The sequence below is a fragment of the Lachnoanaerobaculum orale genome (assembly GCF_003862485.1).
In the GTDB taxonomy this organism is placed as follows: domain Bacteria; phylum Bacillota; class Clostridia; order Lachnospirales; family Lachnospiraceae; genus Lachnoanaerobaculum; species Lachnoanaerobaculum orale.
Window position 1 is genome coordinate 854,837 of the sequence record NZ_RRCM01000001.1, and the last position, 19,214, is coordinate 874,050.

At 34.2% G+C, this 19,214-nt stretch carries 19 protein-coding genes; all 19 read left to right on the top strand.

All coding sequences use genetic code 11. The features are described 5' to 3' along the window. Positions 1-163 precede the first annotated feature (163 nt). The 19 genes from EHW90_RS04200 (at position 164) to EHW90_RS04290 (ending at position 19,201) form a co-directional block, all read left to right on the top strand. Entirely contained in the window at positions 164-901 is a 738-nt protein-coding gene (locus EHW90_RS04200) for a CpsB/CapC family capsule biosynthesis tyrosine phosphatase (RefSeq protein ID WP_243113911.1), read from the top strand. Further along, complete coding sequence (locus tag EHW90_RS04205; protein WP_060930697.1) at positions 902-1,591, top strand: YveK family protein; 690 nt, start codon at positions 902-904, stop codon at positions 1,589-1,591. It abuts the gene before it with no gap. Between the two features lie 15 nt (positions 1,592-1,606). Beyond that, on the top strand, positions 1,607-2,287 hold the full coding sequence (locus tag EHW90_RS04210) for a CpsD/CapB family tyrosine-protein kinase (protein WP_124951472.1): 681 nt from the start codon (positions 1,607-1,609) through the stop codon (positions 2,285-2,287). After that, complete coding sequence (locus EHW90_RS04215; RefSeq protein WP_124951474.1) at positions 2,284-3,282, top strand: LCP family protein; 999 nt, start codon at positions 2,284-2,286, stop codon at positions 3,280-3,282. Before EHW90_RS04210 ends, EHW90_RS04215 begins: the two co-directional genes overlap by 4 nt. Positions 3,283-3,309: 27 nt before the next feature. Further along, the gene (locus EHW90_RS04220) at positions 3,310-3,981 is read left to right on the top strand and encodes a preprotein translocase (RefSeq protein WP_124951476.1); all 672 of its coding nucleotides are present in this window, start codon (positions 3,310-3,312) and stop codon (positions 3,979-3,981) included. A gap of 32 nt (positions 3,982-4,013) precedes the next feature. Beyond that, positions 4,014-6,068, top strand: coding sequence for a polysaccharide biosynthesis protein (locus EHW90_RS04225; RefSeq protein ID WP_124951478.1), 2,055 nt, complete (start codon positions 4,014-4,016; stop codon positions 6,066-6,068). A gap of 90 nt (positions 6,069-6,158) precedes the next feature. After that, positions 6,159-7,442 carry a DegT/DnrJ/EryC1/StrS family aminotransferase gene (locus EHW90_RS04230; RefSeq protein ID WP_124951480.1) on the top strand — a complete coding sequence of 428 codons (1,284 nt, stop codon included), beginning with the start codon at positions 6,159-6,161 and terminating at the stop codon, positions 7,440-7,442. A gap of 21 nt (positions 7,443-7,463) precedes the next feature. Beyond that, the gene (locus EHW90_RS04235) at positions 7,464-8,231 is read left to right on the top strand and encodes a sugar transferase (RefSeq protein ID WP_167456745.1); all 768 of its coding nucleotides are present in this window, start codon (positions 7,464-7,466) and stop codon (positions 8,229-8,231) included. Continuing rightward, the gene (locus EHW90_RS04240; protein WP_124951484.1) at positions 8,228-8,995 is read left to right on the top strand and encodes a glycosyltransferase family 2 protein; all 768 of its coding nucleotides are present in this window, start codon (positions 8,228-8,230) and stop codon (positions 8,993-8,995) included. The genes EHW90_RS04235 and EHW90_RS04240 overlap by 4 nt, the downstream gene beginning before the upstream one ends. Positions 8,996-9,003: 8 nt before the next feature. Then, positions 9,004-10,047: a glycosyltransferase gene (locus EHW90_RS04245; RefSeq protein WP_124951486.1), complete on the top strand. Its 1,044-nt coding sequence runs from the start codon at positions 9,004-9,006 to the stop codon at positions 10,045-10,047. An 18-nt stretch (positions 10,048-10,065) separates the two neighbouring features. After that, positions 10,066-11,154, top strand: coding sequence for a glycosyltransferase (locus tag EHW90_RS04250; protein WP_124951488.1), 1,089 nt, complete (start codon positions 10,066-10,068; stop codon positions 11,152-11,154). A gap of 15 nt (positions 11,155-11,169) precedes the next feature. Beyond that, positions 11,170-12,393: an O-antigen ligase family protein gene (locus EHW90_RS04255; RefSeq protein ID WP_124951490.1), complete on the top strand. Its 1,224-nt coding sequence runs from the start codon at positions 11,170-11,172 to the stop codon at positions 12,391-12,393. Beyond that, entirely contained in the window at positions 12,371-13,297 is a 927-nt protein-coding gene (locus tag EHW90_RS04260; protein WP_124951492.1) for an ATP-grasp fold amidoligase family protein, read from the top strand. The genes EHW90_RS04255 and EHW90_RS04260 overlap by 23 nt, the downstream gene beginning before the upstream one ends. 24 nt (positions 13,298-13,321) lie before the next feature. After that, positions 13,322-14,422, top strand: a complete 1,101-nt coding sequence (locus EHW90_RS04265; protein ID WP_124951494.1) for a glycosyltransferase — start codon at positions 13,322-13,324, stop codon at positions 14,420-14,422. Positions 14,423-14,601: 179 nt separating this feature from the next. Next, on the top strand, positions 14,602-16,200 hold the full coding sequence (locus EHW90_RS04270) for a lipopolysaccharide biosynthesis protein (protein WP_124951496.1): 1,599 nt from the start codon (positions 14,602-14,604) through the stop codon (positions 16,198-16,200). 29 nt (positions 16,201-16,229) lie between these two features. Then, a complete protein-coding gene (locus EHW90_RS04275) occupies positions 16,230-17,321 on the top strand; it encodes an NAD-dependent epimerase/dehydratase family protein (protein WP_124951498.1) in 1,092 nt (363 codons plus the stop codon). Positions 17,322-17,336: 15 nt separating this feature from the next. Continuing rightward, entirely contained in the window at positions 17,337-18,575 is a 1,239-nt protein-coding gene (locus EHW90_RS04280) for a nucleotide sugar dehydrogenase (protein ID WP_124951500.1), read from the top strand. 104 nt (positions 18,576-18,679) lie between these two features. Next, positions 18,680-18,934, top strand: a complete 255-nt coding sequence (locus EHW90_RS04285; protein ID WP_008751777.1) for a type II toxin-antitoxin system RelB/DinJ family antitoxin — start codon at positions 18,680-18,682, stop codon at positions 18,932-18,934. 3 nt (positions 18,935-18,937) lie between these two features. Further along, complete coding sequence (locus EHW90_RS04290; protein ID WP_124951502.1) at positions 18,938-19,201, top strand: Txe/YoeB family addiction module toxin; 264 nt, start codon at positions 18,938-18,940, stop codon at positions 19,199-19,201. Positions 19,202-19,214 lie beyond the last annotated feature (13 nt).

Sequence of the window (19,214 nt, forward strand, 5' to 3'; positions counted from 1 at the left end):
AAAGATAATATACTGAAATTTAAAAATATTATTTGCATATAAGCTACAAAAAATATAAATTTATAATTAAGCATTGTTAAAATTTTGATTGAATAAATCATATAGCGTTGTATAATTAAAAAGTAATTAAAATAAAACTTAATAAAAAATCAATTTAAAATAAATGAATATGAAAGGTATTGAGAGTTTAACAGATATACATGCCCACATTATTTACGGTGTGGACGACGGAGCAAGGACACCAAAGGAGTCTCTTAAGCTTATAAGTATGGCAGCAGAACAGGGTATAAAAAAGATAATTGCAACCCCGCATACCGTGCCTGAGCTTACAAGCGATGAGATAGCAGAAAAACTGAATATAATAAAGAGTAAAGTAAAAGAAGAAAATATCGACTGCAAGCTTTATACAGGGCAGGAGATATTTTATTCGGAAAAGGCGATAGAAAACCTGAAAAGCGGTAAGTATCTGACACTTGCAGACAGTGAATATATCTTGGTGGAGTTTGATCCCGGAAGCAGCTTCAGTTATATAAAAATGGCGACAAGGGATCTTACATTTGCAGGGTTTATACCGATATTTGCACATGTGGAGAGATATAGTTGTCTACAAAAGAATGACAGACTTGATGAGATAAGAGACATGGGTGCGCTGTTTCAGATGAACTATACAAGTTTAAACGGGGGTGTATTTAATAAAAATACGGCGTGGTGTAAAGCAAAAATAAAGGAAGGCTATATCTCCTTTATGGCAACGGATATGCATAGAACAGATATGAGAAAACCTGATACCAAAAAGGCTCTTAATTGGCTTTGCAGGTATGTAAATGACGACTTAAGTAAACTGGTCTGTGACAATGCAAATAAAGTCATAGAAAATAAGCAAATAGAATGGAGTAGATAAATGGGGGAAAGAATGACAAACGAGGAGACGGAGATAGACTTACTTGAACTTTTTTTTATACTGAAGAGAAAGTGGTGGATGATTGTACTTGCAGGTATAGCAGGATTTGCACTGGCAATTGTCTTCAGCATCTTTTGTATTACACCGCAGTATCAGTCCACATCTCAGATGTATGTACTGTCAAAGGAGACTACATTAAACTCACTGGCGGACCTTCAGATAGGCAGTCAGCTGACAAAGGACTACAAGGTTATGATACAGAGCAGACCTGTGCTTGAAGAAGTGATAGAAAAGCTGGGACTTAATATCAACTATAAGCAACTCAGAGCCAAATTAAAGATTGATAATCCTCCCGATACCAGAATACTGTCACTGACAGTAACAGATCCGAATCCGAAAAATGCTATGGAGATAGTCAATCAGATAGCGTCATCGTCTTCAAAATATATAGGAGATTTGATGGAGGTGGTACCGCCAAAGATTATAGAACTTGGAATAGTACCGGAAGAAAAGTCGGGGCCGAGCATAAAAAAGAACGCCGTACTTGGAGGAGTGGCGGCCGCAATGCTTGTAGTATTTATTATTGTTGCAATAGAACTGCTTGACGACACTATAAAGACTGAAGAAGACCTTGAAAAGAATCTGGGCCTTATAGTACTTGCAAGCTTGCCTGAACATAAAAAGAAATAACATTGGAGGAGACAGATGGAAATATTTTTCAACATAGATGAGACGGAAAAAGGATTTCTATATGAGGAATCCATGAGAATGCTTAGAACCAATCTACAGTTTTCAGGCGGAAACTTAAGAGTGATACTCTTTACAAGCTCAATTCAGGATGAAGGAAAATCGGAGACAAGCTTTCAGCTGGCGATAAGCTTTGCAAAACTGGATAAAAAGGTTTTATATGTGGATGCGGATATGAGAAAGTCGGTATTTACTACCAGATATCAGATAAAGGAGAATGTGCAGGGACTTAGCCAGTATCTGAGCGGACAAAATACTGAAGATATTGTATACAAGACAAATATAAAAAATATGGACGTGGTATTTGCAGGTCCGTATGCTCCTAATCCGGCAGAACTCTTGTATGAAAATAAGTTGGATGAGTTCATAAAAAAACAAAGACTTCAATACGACTACATTATAATTGATGCTCCGCCTCTTGCAAATATAGTGGATGCGGCAGTTATAGGAAGATGTGTAGACGGTGCGGTAATAGTAGTAAAGAGCGCCACTGTAAGTCAGAGAATGGTAAAGAGAGTAAAAGACCAGCTTGAAAAGGTGAATTGTAAAATAATAGGGGCGGTATTAAACGGAGTTGAAATGAAAAAGAACAGCTATCACTACAAATATTACGGAGATTATTACGGCAATAAAAAATGAGAACACATATAAAGAAAAAGATAATAGGATTTTTTGTGTTGCTTATATTGGCTGTATCGGTTATAGCTGTAAATATTTGGCAGAAAAATAAAGACAGTGTGATAGCTACAAGTTTGAGTAAAAAAGCGGATATATCCGACGATACTAATATATTAAGTTATAAAGGAAAAAGCTACAGAAGAAAAAGCTATGTAAAGGCAATACTTGTTCTCGGTATAGATTCAACGGTGGATATGCACTATATACAGGATGCAGGCTCGGGAGGACAGGCTGACAGCATAGGACTGATAGCGTGGGATACAAACAGCGACAAGTTAAATATGGTAATTATACCCAGAGATACTATGGCGGATATACCTGTAACCGACCTTAACGGAAATATTATGGGAAGCACATTGCAACATATAACATTGGCCTTTGCATTCGGAGACGGAAATGAAATAAGCTCAGACTTTATGAAGGAGTCTGTAAGTAAGCTGTTTGACGGACTGAATATAGACAATTATTTTGCTATGAATACATCAGCCATTGAAAAGATAAATGATGCGGTCGGAGGAGTAGATGTAGTAATACCGTATGACGGAATGCAGAGTGTCGATAAGTCATTTATTAAGGGAGATACGGTTACATTGAAAGGAAATATGGCGGAAAAATTCTTAAGATTCAGAGACACAAGCAAGGATTTTTCAGCTATGGAAAGAATAGAGGCACATAAGAAGTATTTAAGGGCATATCAACAGAAATTAAAACAATTTAAAGGAGATTCAATAATTGTTGATATTTTAAATGATATTGAGCCGTATTCATATACCGATATGCAAAAAGATATGATTTTAAAGCTTGGTGCCTGTGCAATATCGGATGATGACTTTGACGAAGAAAAGATATATGTACTTGAAGGGGAAAATAAAAAAACAGAGCTTTATGATGAGTTCTATGTTGACCATGATAAGGCAATGAATAAAATTATTGATTTGTTTTACACGAAAGAGTAGGACATCAATAGGGAAAGGAATAGAAGTATGAATAAAAAGGGTATAGCAGTGTTGTCATGCATATTGGCTATGTCAATAGCAGGAGGAGCATACGGAGCCACAAGTGTACAAGGAGGTTCAGGTTCAAATACAGGACACTCAAGAAGAAGCGGAGGCGGCGGAGGTGGCGGTGGAAGCCACAGCAGAGGCGGTGGAGGTGGAAGCGTCCACAGAGGAGCATCAAGTTCACATACAGGTGCAAACACTCAGACAAATACTCAGGCATCCGCAATAAATACACAGAACAATTCCACAGCGGTAAGATTTATAGGTGCGATTGAAGGCGGACACGCGATAACTCCGAGTGCAGGCAGTGAAACGGCAGGACTTCCTGAAAAGGTTGTGGCAAGCATCAACAGTATCAATCAGGGAGGAAGTATAAGTGATGCAACAGGCTTAAAGGAATTTGCCGAATATAAGGCCATGGATAAGACTATGGCGATAATTACAACAGATGCAAACGGAAAGATTGCGGATATTCCTACAAAGTTGTCGATATATGTCCCGAATATAATTGAAGGTAAGGATATAAAAGTAATAGCTTATGCCAATATTACAGGAACATGGGCGGCAATACCGGTACACAATATAAACTATCAGGCAAAGACAATGGATATTACAATAAACGGTTCATCCACAATTTGTCCGATATATAAATAAAATCTAAGAAGATTGTGTTAATAGGGGGGACAATGCAAGAACAGAATTTTAAGCTGAAGTACTTGAATGGAGCAGTCATTATACTGCTTATCTATGATATGATTGCGGTAAATTTTTCATATCTTGCAGGATTGTGGCTACGATTTGACTTACAGTTTTCACATATTGAAAGCAGATATATAACAGCTTGGGCAAAGTTTATTCCGATATATACCGTCATAGTTTTGAGTACGTTTATTGTATTCAAGCTGTATAAAAGTATATGGAAGTTTGCAAGCTATACGGAGCTGAAACATGTTATGTATACAAGCTTAATAACAGCTATGTTACACACATATTTTATAACATTGTTGTTTGGCAGGATGCCTATTTCATACTATATTCTGGGCGCTATAATACAGTTTTTAGCAATAATAGTAAGCAGATTTTCATATCGTTTTGTACTTTTGCTTCGCTCGGACAGAGAGAATATACAAAGAGCCAAGGGTAATGTAGCAAGAGTGATGATAGTGGGTGCCGGCAATGCAGGAAGATTACTTCTTCGTGACATAAAAAGAACTAAGGACTGTAATGACAGTGTAGTATGCTTCATAGATGACGATACAAATAAATGGGGTAAAACGGTCGATAATATACCTGTGGCAGGCGGAAGAGATCGTATACTTGACAATGTAAAATATTATCGCATAGATAAAATCTATGTGGCAATGCCGAGCAGTAAGCCTGAAGAACTGGGCAAAGTTTTGAACATTTGCAAGGAGTCGGGCTGTATATTAAAGAACCTTCCGGGAATGTGCCAGCTGGCAAACGGTAAGGTAAAGATAAGAGATTTAAAGGATGTAAATATTGAAGACTTGCTGGGCAGACCTCCTATAAAAGTAGACTTGGAAGAGATTTTTGAATACCTGAACGGAAAGACCATTATGGTAACAGGCGGAGGAGGTTCAATAGGCAGTGAACTTTGCAGGCAGATAGCGGCACATTCACCTAAGAGACTTATCATATTTGATATATATGAGAACAACGCTTATGAGATAGAGCAGGAACTTTTGATGAATTATCCGAATCTGAGCCTTGATACCATAATAGGGTCTGTCAGAGACTTAAACAAGCTTGAGCAGGTATTTGCTACATATAAACCTGATGTGGTATATCATGCCGCGGCACATAAGCATGTTCCGCTTATGGAGGAGAGTCCTTGTGAGGCTATAAAAAATAATGTAATGGGAACATATAATACCGCACTTGCGGCACTGCATAATAATTGCAAGAGATTTGTACTGATTTCAACAGACAAGGCGGTAAACCCTACAAATGTGATGGGTGCCAGCAAGAGAATGTGTGAGATGATTATCCAGACCTTTGCAAGGAAGGTTAAAGAGAGAAAAGTAAATGACCTCAGACATATCGGATTACAAAGGGATAAGAGAATCATAGATATGGATGAATATTGCTACAGTCATTCAAATAATCCTGCTACAGAGTTCGCAGCGGTGCGCTTCGGAAATGTACTGGGAAGTAACGGCTCAGTTATACCGAAGTTTAAAAAGCAGATAGAAGCCGGCGGACCGGTTACAGTCACACATCCTGATATCATAAGATATTTTATGACAATATCGGAGGCGGTATCACTTGTATTACAGGCAGGTAACTATGCAAAGGGTGGAGAAATATTCGTACTTGATATGGGCACTCCGATAAAGATAGATACGATGGCAAGAAACTTGATAAGACTCTCAGGTCTTCGTCCGGATATAGATATCAAGATAGAATATTCAGGGCTTCGTCCGGGAGAGAAGCTTTTTGAAGAAAGATTGATGTCTGAAGAGGGACTTGAGATGACGCCTAACAAATTGATAAGCATAGGAAAACCGCTTGAATTTGATGAGGATAAATTCTTAAGGCAGCTTAGACTGCTCTCTGTATACATGGGAGAAAACAGCGGAAATATCAGAGAGCATATAAGGAGCATTGTGACAACATATCATACAGCACATGTTGACAGTATAAATAGTGAGTTATTTGATAATAAAAGAGAAATTGCAAATGTATTACATCATGAAGACTTACCACAGGCAGCAAATTGATTTTATCAACTTAAGAAGCTTACAGGAGAGGTCTTGTAGGCTTTTTTACTGTGTTTTTGTATGTTGATAGGCTCTAAAAAGAGGTGAAAGATGTTTCGAGGAGACAAGGTATTTGAAAAATTTGAAAAAAGAGTTTGGTTGAGCAGCCCAACTATGCACGGCGATGAACTTAAGTATATGAAAGAAGCGTACACTTCAAACTGGATGTCCACAGTCGGTGAAAATATCAATGAGGTGGAGAAAAAGGTTTGTGAGTATACAGGTTCAAAATATGCGGTTGCACTTTCGGCAGGTACCGCATCACTTCATCTGGCGATAAAGGCGGCAGGTATAAAAGTGTACGGTATGCCGAAATCAGGAGCAAATGTACTTGAAGGTAAAAAAGTGTTCTGCTCTGATATGACATTTGCGGCAACGGTAAATCCTGTGGTGTATGAAGGCGGAGAACCTGTATTTATAGACAGTGAATGTGATACCTGGAATATGGATCCGAAGGCGCTGAAAAAAGCATTTGAGATATATCCTGATGTAAAAATAGTGGTAATTGCACATTTGTACGGAACGCCGGGAAAAATAGAAGAGCTTAACAAAATAATAAAGGAACATAATGCCGTCTTGGTTGAGGATGCGGCGGAATCTTTGGGTGCTACATATAAAGGCAGGCAGACAGGTACATTCGGTGATTATAATATACTTTCTTTTAACGGTAACAAGATAATCACAGGAAGCAGCGGAGGATGTTTTCTTACAGATGACGAGGAAGCTGCAAAGAAAGTTCGCAAGTGGTCGACACAGGCAAGAGAGGATGCACATTGGTATCAACATGAAGAACTCGGATATAACTACCGTATGAGCAATGTGATTGCAGGAGTGGTAAGAGGGCAGTTACCATATCTTGATGAGCATATAGCAAGAAAAAAGGCCATATATGAAAGATATAAGGCCGGGTTAAAAGACTTACCGCTTTTACTGAATCCTTTTGATAACGAGAATTCAAATCCGAACTTTTGGCTCTCATGCTTAATAGTGGACAGTGATGCTATGTGCAGACAGGTACGCAGTGAAAATGAAACCTGCTACATAAAAGAAACAGGTAAGACTTGTACTACAGAAATACTGGAATCCCTTTCTAAAATCAATGCGGAGGGTCGACCGATATGGAAGCCTATGCATATGCAACCTATATACAGGATGAACCCTTTTATCACAAAAGAGGGAAGCGGCAGAGCAAGGACAAATGCCTACATATCAGGGGAAATAACGGATATCGGCATGGACATATACAGCAGAGGACTTTGCCTACCAAGCGATATAAAGATGACAACGGATGAACAGGATAGGATAATAGAAGTAATAAGGAGCTGTTTTGGGTAAAAATTAAAGAGGTGTATATTGTTGAGAAAAAATAAAAAATTATTTAAAGCCACGCACAATAAAAGGCCGTTAAGAAGAATTGGATTTTATGAGAGGTATATAAAAAGAATATTTGATATTGTTTGTTCTATTTTGGCAATTAGTGTATTTTGGTGGTTATATGCAATTATTGCAATATTAGTGAGGGCAAGACTTGGCAGTCCGATATTATTCACTCAATATAGACCGGGAAAAATTGATCCGAAAACAGGTAGAGAAAAGATATTTAAAATGTATAAGTTCAGGACAATGACAGATAAGAGGGATAACAGCGGAGAGTTGTTGCCGGATGATTTTAGAATAACAAAATTTGGAGCGTGGCTAAGGTCAACATCTCTGGATGAACTACCTGAAGTGATATCAATTTTAAATGGAGATATGTCAGTTATAGGACCGAGGCCGCAACTTATAAAAGATATGGTATTCATGTCAAATGAGCAAAGAATGAGACATACTGCAAAACCCGGACTTTCAGGCCTTGCACAGATAATGGGAAGAAATGCTATTTCATGGGATAAGAAGTTAAAGTATGATTTACATTATTTAAGTCACATTTCATTTAGAAACGATTTATTTATTCTTATAAAAACTGTGCTAAAAGCTTTTATAAGTAAGGAGGGGATTACAGAGGAAGGAAAGGTGACCGCAACAGATTATGGAGACTATCTACTCTTAAATAACCGAATTAGCAAAACAGAATATGATAAAAGACAGAAAAAAGCTGAAAGGATATTGGAGGGAGTCAAATGAGTGATTTAGTTTCTATAATAATGCCGTCATATAATACTGCAAAGTTTATAGGTGATTCAATAGAATCTGTATTAAATCAAACATATACAAACTGGGAGTTGATAATTGTAGATGATTGTTCAACTGATGATACAGATAAGATTGTAAATAATTTTAAAGACAGCAGAATAAAGTATTTGAAGAATAAAAAGAATTTAGGAGCTGCACTAACCAGAAATAAGGCTTTGAGAGAAGCAGGAGGCACATGGATAGCTTTCCTTGATTCTGATGATATTTGGTTACCCAAAAAGTTGGAACATCAACTCAATTTCATGAAAAGAAATGGATATAATTTATCATTTACAGATTATGAAAAAATAGACGAAAAGTCTAAGCCTATGAATATTTATGTTTCCGGTCCACATAAAGTAAATAGGAGTAAAATTTATAAGTATGATTATATAGGACAACTCACTGTTATGTACAATGCAAAAGTGTTTGGAACGATTCAAATTAAGGATATAAGGAAGAATAATGACTATGCTATTTTACTCAAGTTATTTAGAAGACCTAATACATATGCGTATAGGTTAAAAGAAAACTTGGCTAGATATAGGATAAGAAGGGCAAGCATTAGCCACGACAAGTTTATAAAAAAACTGAAGAGTCATTATGACCTGTTTCACATATGTGACGGAAGGTCGGTAATTACATCAGTGTTTTACACATGTAGAAATATGTTTTATGGGGTATTAAAGAAAATACTATATGAAAAAAGAGGGTGATATTACCTATGAAAAAAGTATGTATTGTCGGACACTTCGGATTCGGAGAAAATTTGCTGAATGGGCAGACTGTTAAGACAAAAAATATAACGTATGAGCTTGAGAAGCTTTGTGGTAAAGATAATGTTATTAAAATTGATACACATGGAGGTATAAAAAAACTGTTTAATATTATTTTGAAGATATTTAAGGCTTTTAAATATTCTGAAAATATTATTATATTGCCGGCTCATAACGGTATAAATATATTTGTCCCATTGTGTAATGTAATAAATATATTTTTTAGGAGGAAACTGCATTATATAGTGATAGGCGGATGGCTGCCTGCATTCCTAAAAAAAAGAGGAGTACTTAAGTTTGAATTGAGATATTTCAACAGTATTTATGTAGAGACAAGTACGATGAAAAGAGCACTTGTTAAATTAGGATTGAATAATGTTGAAATATTGAAAAATTTCAAGAATTTAACAATAATTTCAGATACTGAATTGGAAAGTAGCTATAGTAAGCCATATAAAATATGTACATTTTCAAGGGTAATGAGAGAAAAAGGGATTGAAGATATTGTTGATGCGGTTATATCTATAAATAAAAAGAATCGAGATGAAATTTATAGGTTGGATATATATGGGCAGGTAGAGACAGGACAAGAGGAGTGGTTTGAAAATCTAAAAAAAAGTTTTCCTGAATATATATCCTATAAAGGAACAGTCAGTTTTGATAAGAGTGTTGAAGTATTAAAAGAATATTTTTTGTTGGTATTTCCGACAAGATTTTTCACGGAAGGAATACCCGGAACTATTTTAGATGCTTATGCAGCGGGAGTACCTGTAATTTCATCACGATGGGAAAGTTTTTTTGATGTTGTTGATGATGGATACACAGGAATTGGATATGAGTTTGGCAACAAGGTGGAATTGGAAAATTTACTTGAACAGATTAGCAATACTCCGGAAATTATTGTTGATAAGAAATGCTATTGTATAAGAAAAGCAAAAGAATATGTACCTGAGGTAGTTTTACATTCATTGCTTGAAAATTGTAAAATTTAATAGAAAGTAAGTGATTGTATGAAAAAAATAATATGTTATATAGATATTATGGCAAGTACCGGTGGAGCACAAAGAGTTATGAAGAACTTGGTAACTTATTTGATTGATAAGGGCTATAGTGTAGTATTGGTCAATGATTTTGATATTGGAAATGAAAATTCATTTGATATACCGGATAAAGTGAAAAGAGTCTATTTAAGAAAAGATAATAAAGGTAATCCGATATCAAAAAATATTGAGAGAATAGTAAAGTTAAGGCAATTAGTTAAGAAAGAAAAACCTGATATATTACTTTCTTTTTTAGGAGCTCCAAATATTAGATCGGTACTGGCGACTATAGGTTTAGATATAAAAAAAATTGTATCTGTTAGGAATGATCCAAAATATGAATATGGAAAAAGTCAAATAAGTAAGATTGCTGTAAATTTACTATTTAGATATGTGGATGGATGTGTTTTTCAAACAGAGGATGCCAAGTCTTATTTCAATAAGAAGCTACAATGTAAATCAAGAGTTATTCTAAATCCGGTAGATGAAATCTTTTTTAAAACAAAAAGAAGTGAATCTTGTAGTGGGATAGTCACAGTAGGAAGACTGGAAGCACAGAAAAATCATAAATTACTTTTACAGGCATATTCCAACTTATTAAAAAGGGATAAGGATATTGAAGATTTATATATTTACGGTGACGGAAGCTTAAAAGGGGAACTTGAAGAATTTGTTTATAAAAATAGACTTAAAAATAAGGTGCATCTTTTGGGTAAAGTAAGCAATGTTGCAGAAATACTTTCAAAATCAAAGCTTTTTATACTGTCATCCGATTTTGAAGGACTTCCGAATGCTTTAATGGAAGCTATGGCATCAGGGACTCCGGTTGTATCAACAGATTGTCCCTGCGGTGGTCCAAAAATGTTGATAAAAGGTAGAAATGCAGGAATCTTAGTAAGGTGTGACGATGTCAAGGCATTGGAAGAAGCAATAAATGGAGTCATATATGATAAAGAAAAACTGAAACAGATGTCAGTTGCAGTAAGAGAAGCAGCAAAAAGTTTTGAATCCTCAAAAATATTTAAAGAGTGGGAAGAGTATTTGAATTTTATTGGATAAAGGGATGTAGAAATAATGAAATTAAAAGAAAAAAGCAATAAATTGATTCAAATACTGATGGCGTCACTTATAGCTTCATTCTATATTTTTGGAGAAAATTCATTCGGTTCTATAATTTTATTTATTATAGCAATCATGATTTTTAGTGCAATGGCTGTTGAGTATAATTTTAAAATACCCTTTAAGATTGAAAGTTTTCACACTGTTATACTTTTATTTGCGTTATTTTGTTTCTTATCTGCATTTTGGGCATTAAGAGCAGGTTATGCAATTGAAAAAGGATTAACGTTAATAAAGATATTGGTATGCATGTCGATATTGTATTCATATTATTCAGTGAGGGAAAATGCACTTGAAGAGTTATTTTCAGCACTATTGTGGGCCAGTTTGGTAGTAGTATTTTATTCCTACATATTTTATGGAAAAGATTTAATTATAAGTGTTATTTTGAAAGGGAAAAGATTAGGTAACAGTTTTTCTAATGTTAATGCTATAGGTATGGTAAGCGGGGTAATGATTATCATTACAATGTTTAAAGTCATTTATAATAAATGTATGTGGTATCTGATTTTAGATATACCTGCAGTTATTTTAATATTGGCCACATCCAGTAGAAAAGCATTAATAATGGTATTTATCGGTGTATTTTTGTTATTCATATTTAAAAATTTAAACAAGAATATATTTATGACTGTATTTAGAGTTATAAGTATATCAATAATTGCTTTTTTCCTGATACGTTGGATGATGTCTTTGGAGGCTTTTGCAGGAATAGGGAAAAGAATGAATGGAATGATAGCATTGCTTACAGGAAAGGGAGTTATTGATTCGTCGTCTTTGCTTAGATATGAATATATAAAATTAGGTATGGATATATTTAAAAGAAACCCTATTTTTGGTATTGGAATGGGAAATGCACGTTTGTTTGTTTCCAGTAATTATGGGTATGATGCATATTTGCATAATAATTATGTGGAAATTTTAGCTGATGGTGGGATAGTAGGTTTTGTAATCTATTATTATATATATTATGTAGTGATAAGGGATTTAATTAAATATTTTAAATATAGAGAAAAGTATACAGTTGTAGTAATTGTTTTACTGTTAATGCAACTTATAATGGATTATGGAAGTGTAAGTTATTACTATAAGAATACAATTTTCTATTTTCTTATTTTCTTTATATGTATAAGAAAAATGAAGGAGAGGAAGAGGAGTGGAACTGTTTCATCTGATTAAATGTGGTATAAAGTTTATATTTGATTCAAAATATAGATTTGTGTACTTGTCCGGTAAAGGAGTATATAACAAGATTGCAGATGATGAATATCTAAAAAAGAAATTTTATGCAAAAATGGCTTACAAGCTTGACCTGTCAAATCCTAAGACATTTAATGAAAAAATGCAGTGGCTTAAATTATATGACAGAAACTTGGATTATGTAAAAATGGTTGATAAATACGAAGTAAAAGAATATGTAGCATCAGTAATCGGAAAAAAGTATATTATTCCAACAATTGCTTATTGGGATAATATAGATGATATAGATTGGAATAGCCTACCGAATAAATTTGTACTTAAGGTTACACATGATTCAGGAGGGATTATCATATGTAAAGATAAGAATTGCTTTGATGTAAATAAGGCAGTTCACATATTGAAAAAAAGTATTAAGCGTGATTACTATATGTTACATCGTGAATGGCCATATAAGAATGTACCAAGGAGAGTGATTGCAGAGAAATATATGTCTGAAAAAAATAGTGATAATTTAACAGACTATAAATTTATGTGTTTTAACGGTATTTGTAAATGTATTTTCACATGCACAGACAGATATTCAAAGGACGGTTTAAAAGTAACATTCTATGATACTAAGTGGAATATACTGCCGTTTGAGAGGCACTATAAGTCACGTAAAGAGCCTGAGAAGAAACCGGATAGGCTTGATGAGATGATTAGACTGGCAGAGATACTATCTAAAGATATTCCGTTTGTTAGAGTAGATTTTTATCTTATCAATAATGAAATCTTTTTTGGTGAGATGACATTTTATCCCGGAAGTGGATTTGAAGAATTTACTCCATTTAAGTGGGATGAAATATTAGGAAGTTGGATAAGTTTACCAAAGATAAACTTGTAGGAATAAATGAAAAAGGGGACTGAAATGAAGAGAGTACTTATGGTTTCCTGCGAGGGTTTGGGAAATGGCGGTGTTCAAGCAGTAATGATGAATATTGTTAGAAATATGCATAAAGAGTACCTTTTTGATATGCTTTTATTTACTTCAGAGAAAAGATACTATGATGATGAATTTCTGACATATGGTGGTGAAATTTACAGGATTCCAAGATATGAAGGAAGTAATAAATTAAGGAAAAAAATAGATTATTACATTAGAGGTGGAAATTTATACAGAAGGGTTAAGGAGTTGCTGGATGTAAAGGGGCCTTTTGATATTATTCATTGTAATGCGGAGTTTGAAAGTGCTCCAATAATGAAGGCTGCGTCAGAGTGTGGGATACCGGTAAGAATTACGCATACACATATTATTTCTCAAAAAAATAACTTTGTTGCTACATGTTTAGAAAATTATAGAAAAAAAATTATAAATATATATGCAACCAAAAGTATTGGATGTTCAGTTGAAGCATGTAGATCATTCTTTTTAGATAGTAAAAAAGCTACTGTTATCAATAATACATATGATGACAGCAGGTTTAATCCTAAACAGCATGTTTACCAAGATGAGGATGGATTACATATTCTTCAGGTGGGAAGATTTTGTGATACTAAAAATCAATTGTTTACTGTAGATGTTCTTTGCCAGATACGAAAACAAGTTGAAAATGTACATCTATCGTTTGTCGGATTTGATATGGAAGGTTATGAAAAACTAATCAGAGATAAAATAAAATATTTGCAATTAGATGAATATGTAACGTTTTATCCGAGTAATGCAGATATCCCAAGATTACTTTCAAAATCAACAAGTTTCATCTTTCCATCACTACATGAAGGATTTGGCATTGCAATTATTGAAGCACAAGCTATGGGGCTAAGATGTTTTGCTTCAACCGGTGTTCCTAGAGCAACTGATTGTGGTGGTGTTACATTTATAACATTAGAGGATGGTGCTAAAGTGTGGGCTGATAAAATTGTCGAATCATATAAGAAATATGGGAATAGTAAAACAGAATATGATGTATCCGGGTATGCAATAACAAATGTAATAAGTTCGTATAAGGAATTATATGAGGGTAGGTAGAAATAAAAATACTAATACCAATATTTCATCATATTAATGATTTTGGGGAAGCTATTAAAACCTATATATTAAAAAATATATAGAAAATATTTCATATTTAACTAATCGGAGAGAGGATGGTATATTGACATATCAAAAAATACTAAAAAGAAGTATTAGATGAGTCAATCTGATAATAAATGGAATTAAACTGTTCAAGAACGAAGAAGACCATGCTTAATGCAATTGCAAGTTTAATGGATCATTTTGTAATAATTATGATCAAATTTGCGTCCAGATATATATTTATTTTTACACTTGGAAAACAGTATTTAGGCGTTAGTGCACTTTTTTCAAGTATTATAACAATACTTTCGTTAGCAGATTTGGGATTTGGTATTGCCCTGCCGCAGGCATTATATAAGCCGTTAGCTCAAAAGGATGAGAGAAGTATTTGTAAAATACTTAAATTTTACTCAAAGGTTTATACAGTAATTTCAATAGCCGTAATTGCTGTCGGTTTGATTTTATTGCCATTCCTTAGATGGATAATAGCGGATAAAGGTACGAATGGAATTAAATATATAAATATTATTTATATATTGTTTATATTACAATCAGCTTCTTCGTATTTATTTATTTATAAGAAAACTCTTTTTGCTGCTGATCAAAAAGATTATTGTATTACATTTATAGAATCTGCTACAAGTATTATATCAACCTTATGTCAGATTTTTGTATTATTATTAACCCATAATTACTTATTGTATCTTAGTGTGTCAATAATTGCTATTATTTCACAAAATATGTTTATTTCAAGAAGATGTGATAAATATTATCCATTTTTAAAAGAAGTAAAGTTAGCTGATAATTTAGATGTTTCTGAGATAAAAACATTATCTAAGAAAATATATGCATTATTTATTTATAAGGTATCAATTGCAGTAGAGAATGGGACAGATAATTTAATAATGACTGCGATGTGTGGAATAATTATTACAGGTATTTGTTCAAATTACACACTTATCATTAAATCAGTAACAAGTGTATTGATGAGAGCAATGGCAGCTGCAACAGCTTCAATAGGTAATGTTATAGCAACAGAAAGTAATAAAAATACATATAAGATATATTCATGGCTTGATTTTATAGGTTTTTGGGTATATTCGGTTTGTGGGATATGCATGGTTATTTTGTTGAACCCATTTATAGAACTGGTTTTAGGAAGAGAATATTTAATTGGGATTAGTACTGTAGTTGTTCTATGTATAAATTTTTATATATGTGGAACGCAAGGGGTTAATTCAAACTTTAGAAATGCATATGGACTGTTTTATGAAGGAAGATACAGGCCGGCATGTATGATAGTAGTGAATATAGTATCATCAATAATATTGGCAAAATATATGGGTATTACAGGTATTTTTGTAGGTACAATTTTAAGTAGAGTTTTTACAGTTGGTGTATTTGATCCATACATAGTTTTTAAGCACGGATTAAAAATGCCGCTGATAAATTACTATAAGTCACATAGTATCTACCATATAGTTACATTCATTGTTGGTTTTGCTTTATCTTTTATATTTAATAAATGGAAAATATCTTCATTGATATGGTGGATATTGAAAGCTATTTGCTTGTTTTTATCTATTAATGTCATTTACATTATTCTATTCTTTAGATATAGAGTCTTTGCAGAATTGAGAATGAAATTTACTAACTTCGCTAAAAATATATATTATAGAAAATTTAAGCAAAGTAATGGTGTATATTATGATAACAAAAGATTTGACATATGATTACATAGATAATGTATTGAGGTGGCAGTATGAAGATTGAGAATATAACTTTAAAAAATAAGACAATACTGGTTACAGGTTCATCAGGTTTTATCGGCAGCAACTTAGTTATGGAACTGTTAAAAAAACAACCTTGTGTGAATATTATAGGCATTGACAATATGAATGATTACTATGATGTATCTATAAAGGAGTGGCGTTTAGAGCAGATTGAGAAGGTGGCAGGTGAGCATAGGAATTCAGTTTGGAAATTTATTAAAGGAAATATAGCGGATAAAGAACTCATAGACAGAGTATTTAGTGAGTATAAGCCTGCGGTAGTAGTGAATTTGGCGGCACAAGCCGGAGTTCGCTATTCAATTACAAACCCTGATGCATATATAGAGAGTAATATAATTGGATTTTACAATATACTGGAGGCGTGCAGACACTCATATGACGATGGCAAAATAGGTGTAGAACATTTGGTATATGCGTCATCATCGTCAGTATATGGATCTAATGAAAAGGTTCCATATTCTACAGAAGATAAGGTAGATAATCCGGTTTCGCTGTATGCCGCCACGAAGAAGTCAAATGAGTTATTGGCACATGCATACAGTAAACTTTATAATATTCCGTCTACAGGTCTTAGATTTTTTACTGTATATGGTCCTGCAGGAAGACCTGATATGGCTTATTTTGGTTTTACCAATAAATTGCTTGAAGGTAAGATTATTGAGATATTCAACTATGGAAATTGTAAAAGAGATTTTACATATGTGGATGATATTGTAGAGGGTATAAAAAGGGTTATGGAAGTGGCACCGGAAAAGCAGAATGGAAATGACGGTTTACCGATACCACCTTATGCTATCTACAATATCGGAAACAGTAAACCCGAGAATTTACTTGAGTTTGTAGATATTTTACAACAAGAATTGGTTAGTGCAGGGGTATTACCTAAGGACTATGATTTTGAAAGTCATAAGAAATTAGTTTCTATGCAGCCCGGGGATGTTCCTATTACTTTTGCGGACACTAAGGCATTAGAAAAAGATTTCGGCTTTAAACCGTATACAAGCTTAAGAGACGGGCTTAGAAAGTTTGCACAGTGGTATAAAGAGTTTTATAAAATTTAATTTTAGGAGGGGTATATGAAAATAGCAATAGCAGGTACAGGCTATGTAGGTTTATCAATCGCAACATTATTGTCGCAGCACAATGAGGTGGTGGCGGTGGATATTATTGCAGATAAGGTTGAGAAGATAAACAAAAGAATCAGTCCTATTCAGGATGAGTATATTGAAAAGTATTTTAGGGAAAAGGAGCTTAATCTGAAAGCCACTTTGGATACAAGGGAGGCTTACAGTGATGCGGATTTTGTAGTGATAGCGGCTCCTACAAACTATGACAGTCAGAAGAATTTTTTTGATACTTCAGCTATTGAAAATGTGATTGAGTCTGTTATAGCTTACAATCCGGATGCTGTCATCGTGATTAAGTCAACCATTCCTGTCGGATATACAGAGAGTATCAGAAGTAAGTATCACTGTGACAATATTCTTTTCTCGCCTGAGTTTTTGAGAGAGTCAAAGGCACTTTATGATAATTTGTATCCGTCAAGAATTATCGTAGGTACCGACACTATGAATGCCAGACTTATGAAGGCTGCGGATACTTTTGCAAAGCTTTTGAAAGAGGGTGCTGTCAAGGAGAATATTGATGTCTTACTTATGGGATTTGCTGAGGCTGAAGCTGTAAAGCTTTTTGCAAATACATATCTTGCACTTAGGGTATCTTATTTTAATGAGCTTGATACATATGCCGAGATGAAGGGACTTAACACTAAGGAGATTATAAGCGGAGTCTGCCTTGATCCAAGAGTCGGAGAACATTATAATAATCCGTCTTTCGGATATGGAGGATACTGCTTGCCCAAGGATACCAAGCAGCTTTTGGCCAATTATGAGGATGTCCCTCAGAATATGATTTCAGCTATTGTAGAGTCAAATAAGACAAGAAAAGATTTTATTGCAGATCAGGTTTTGCAAAAGGCGGGATATTATGACTACGGTGAAGGCAGAGATTTTAATCCTGCAATGGAAAGAGATGTGGTCATAGGCGTTTACAGGCTTACTATGAAGTCGAATTCGGATAATTTCAGAGAGTCATCCATACAAGGTGTTATAAAGCGAATCAAGGCAAAAGGTGCCAAAGTGGTTATCTACGAGCCTACGCTTGAAGACGGTACCACTTTTTTCGGAAGCAAAATTGTGAATAATATTGAAGCCTTTAAAGAAGAAAGTGATGCTATTATTGCCAACAGATATGATGACTGTTTAAATGATGTAAATGCAAAAGTATATACAAGAGATTTGTTCGGAAGAGACTAGAATTTACTCATATCAGTACAAGTAAATGTAATAACTATTGTACAGCATAATACTATACAAATAATGGCAATTGTGGTAGTATAAATATATGAGGAGGTTCTATTATGGCACAAATTAGCTTTAGAGTTGATGATGAAATAAAAAAGAAGGCAGAGAGAACATTTGATGATATTGGAATTAGTATGTCTGCAGCAATTAATATTTATTTAAAAACAGTAGTGCGTGAGAATCGTATACCTTTTGAGCTGTCTGCCGATCCTTTTTATTCAGATGAAAATATGTCAAGACTTAGAGAGTCTATAAGGCAGGTAAGAGACGGAGAAAAGAAGTTAACTGAGCATGAAATTATAGAGGTATAGTTTATGCAAAAAGTATGGAGCGAAGAAGCATGGGAGGATTATTTATACTGGCAATTGCAGGATAAGAAAACTTTAAAGAAGATAAATCAGTTAATAAAGGATATTGAAAGAAATGGTTACAACTGTAGTGGAAAGCCGGAACCATTAAAGGCAGATTTATCAGGATACTGGAGCGTAAGGATTGATAATAAAAATAGAATTGTATTTAGTATAAATAAAAATTACTTAGAAATTTGGCAATGTGGTTCCCATTACAGAGACAAATAAACAACCGGCTGTA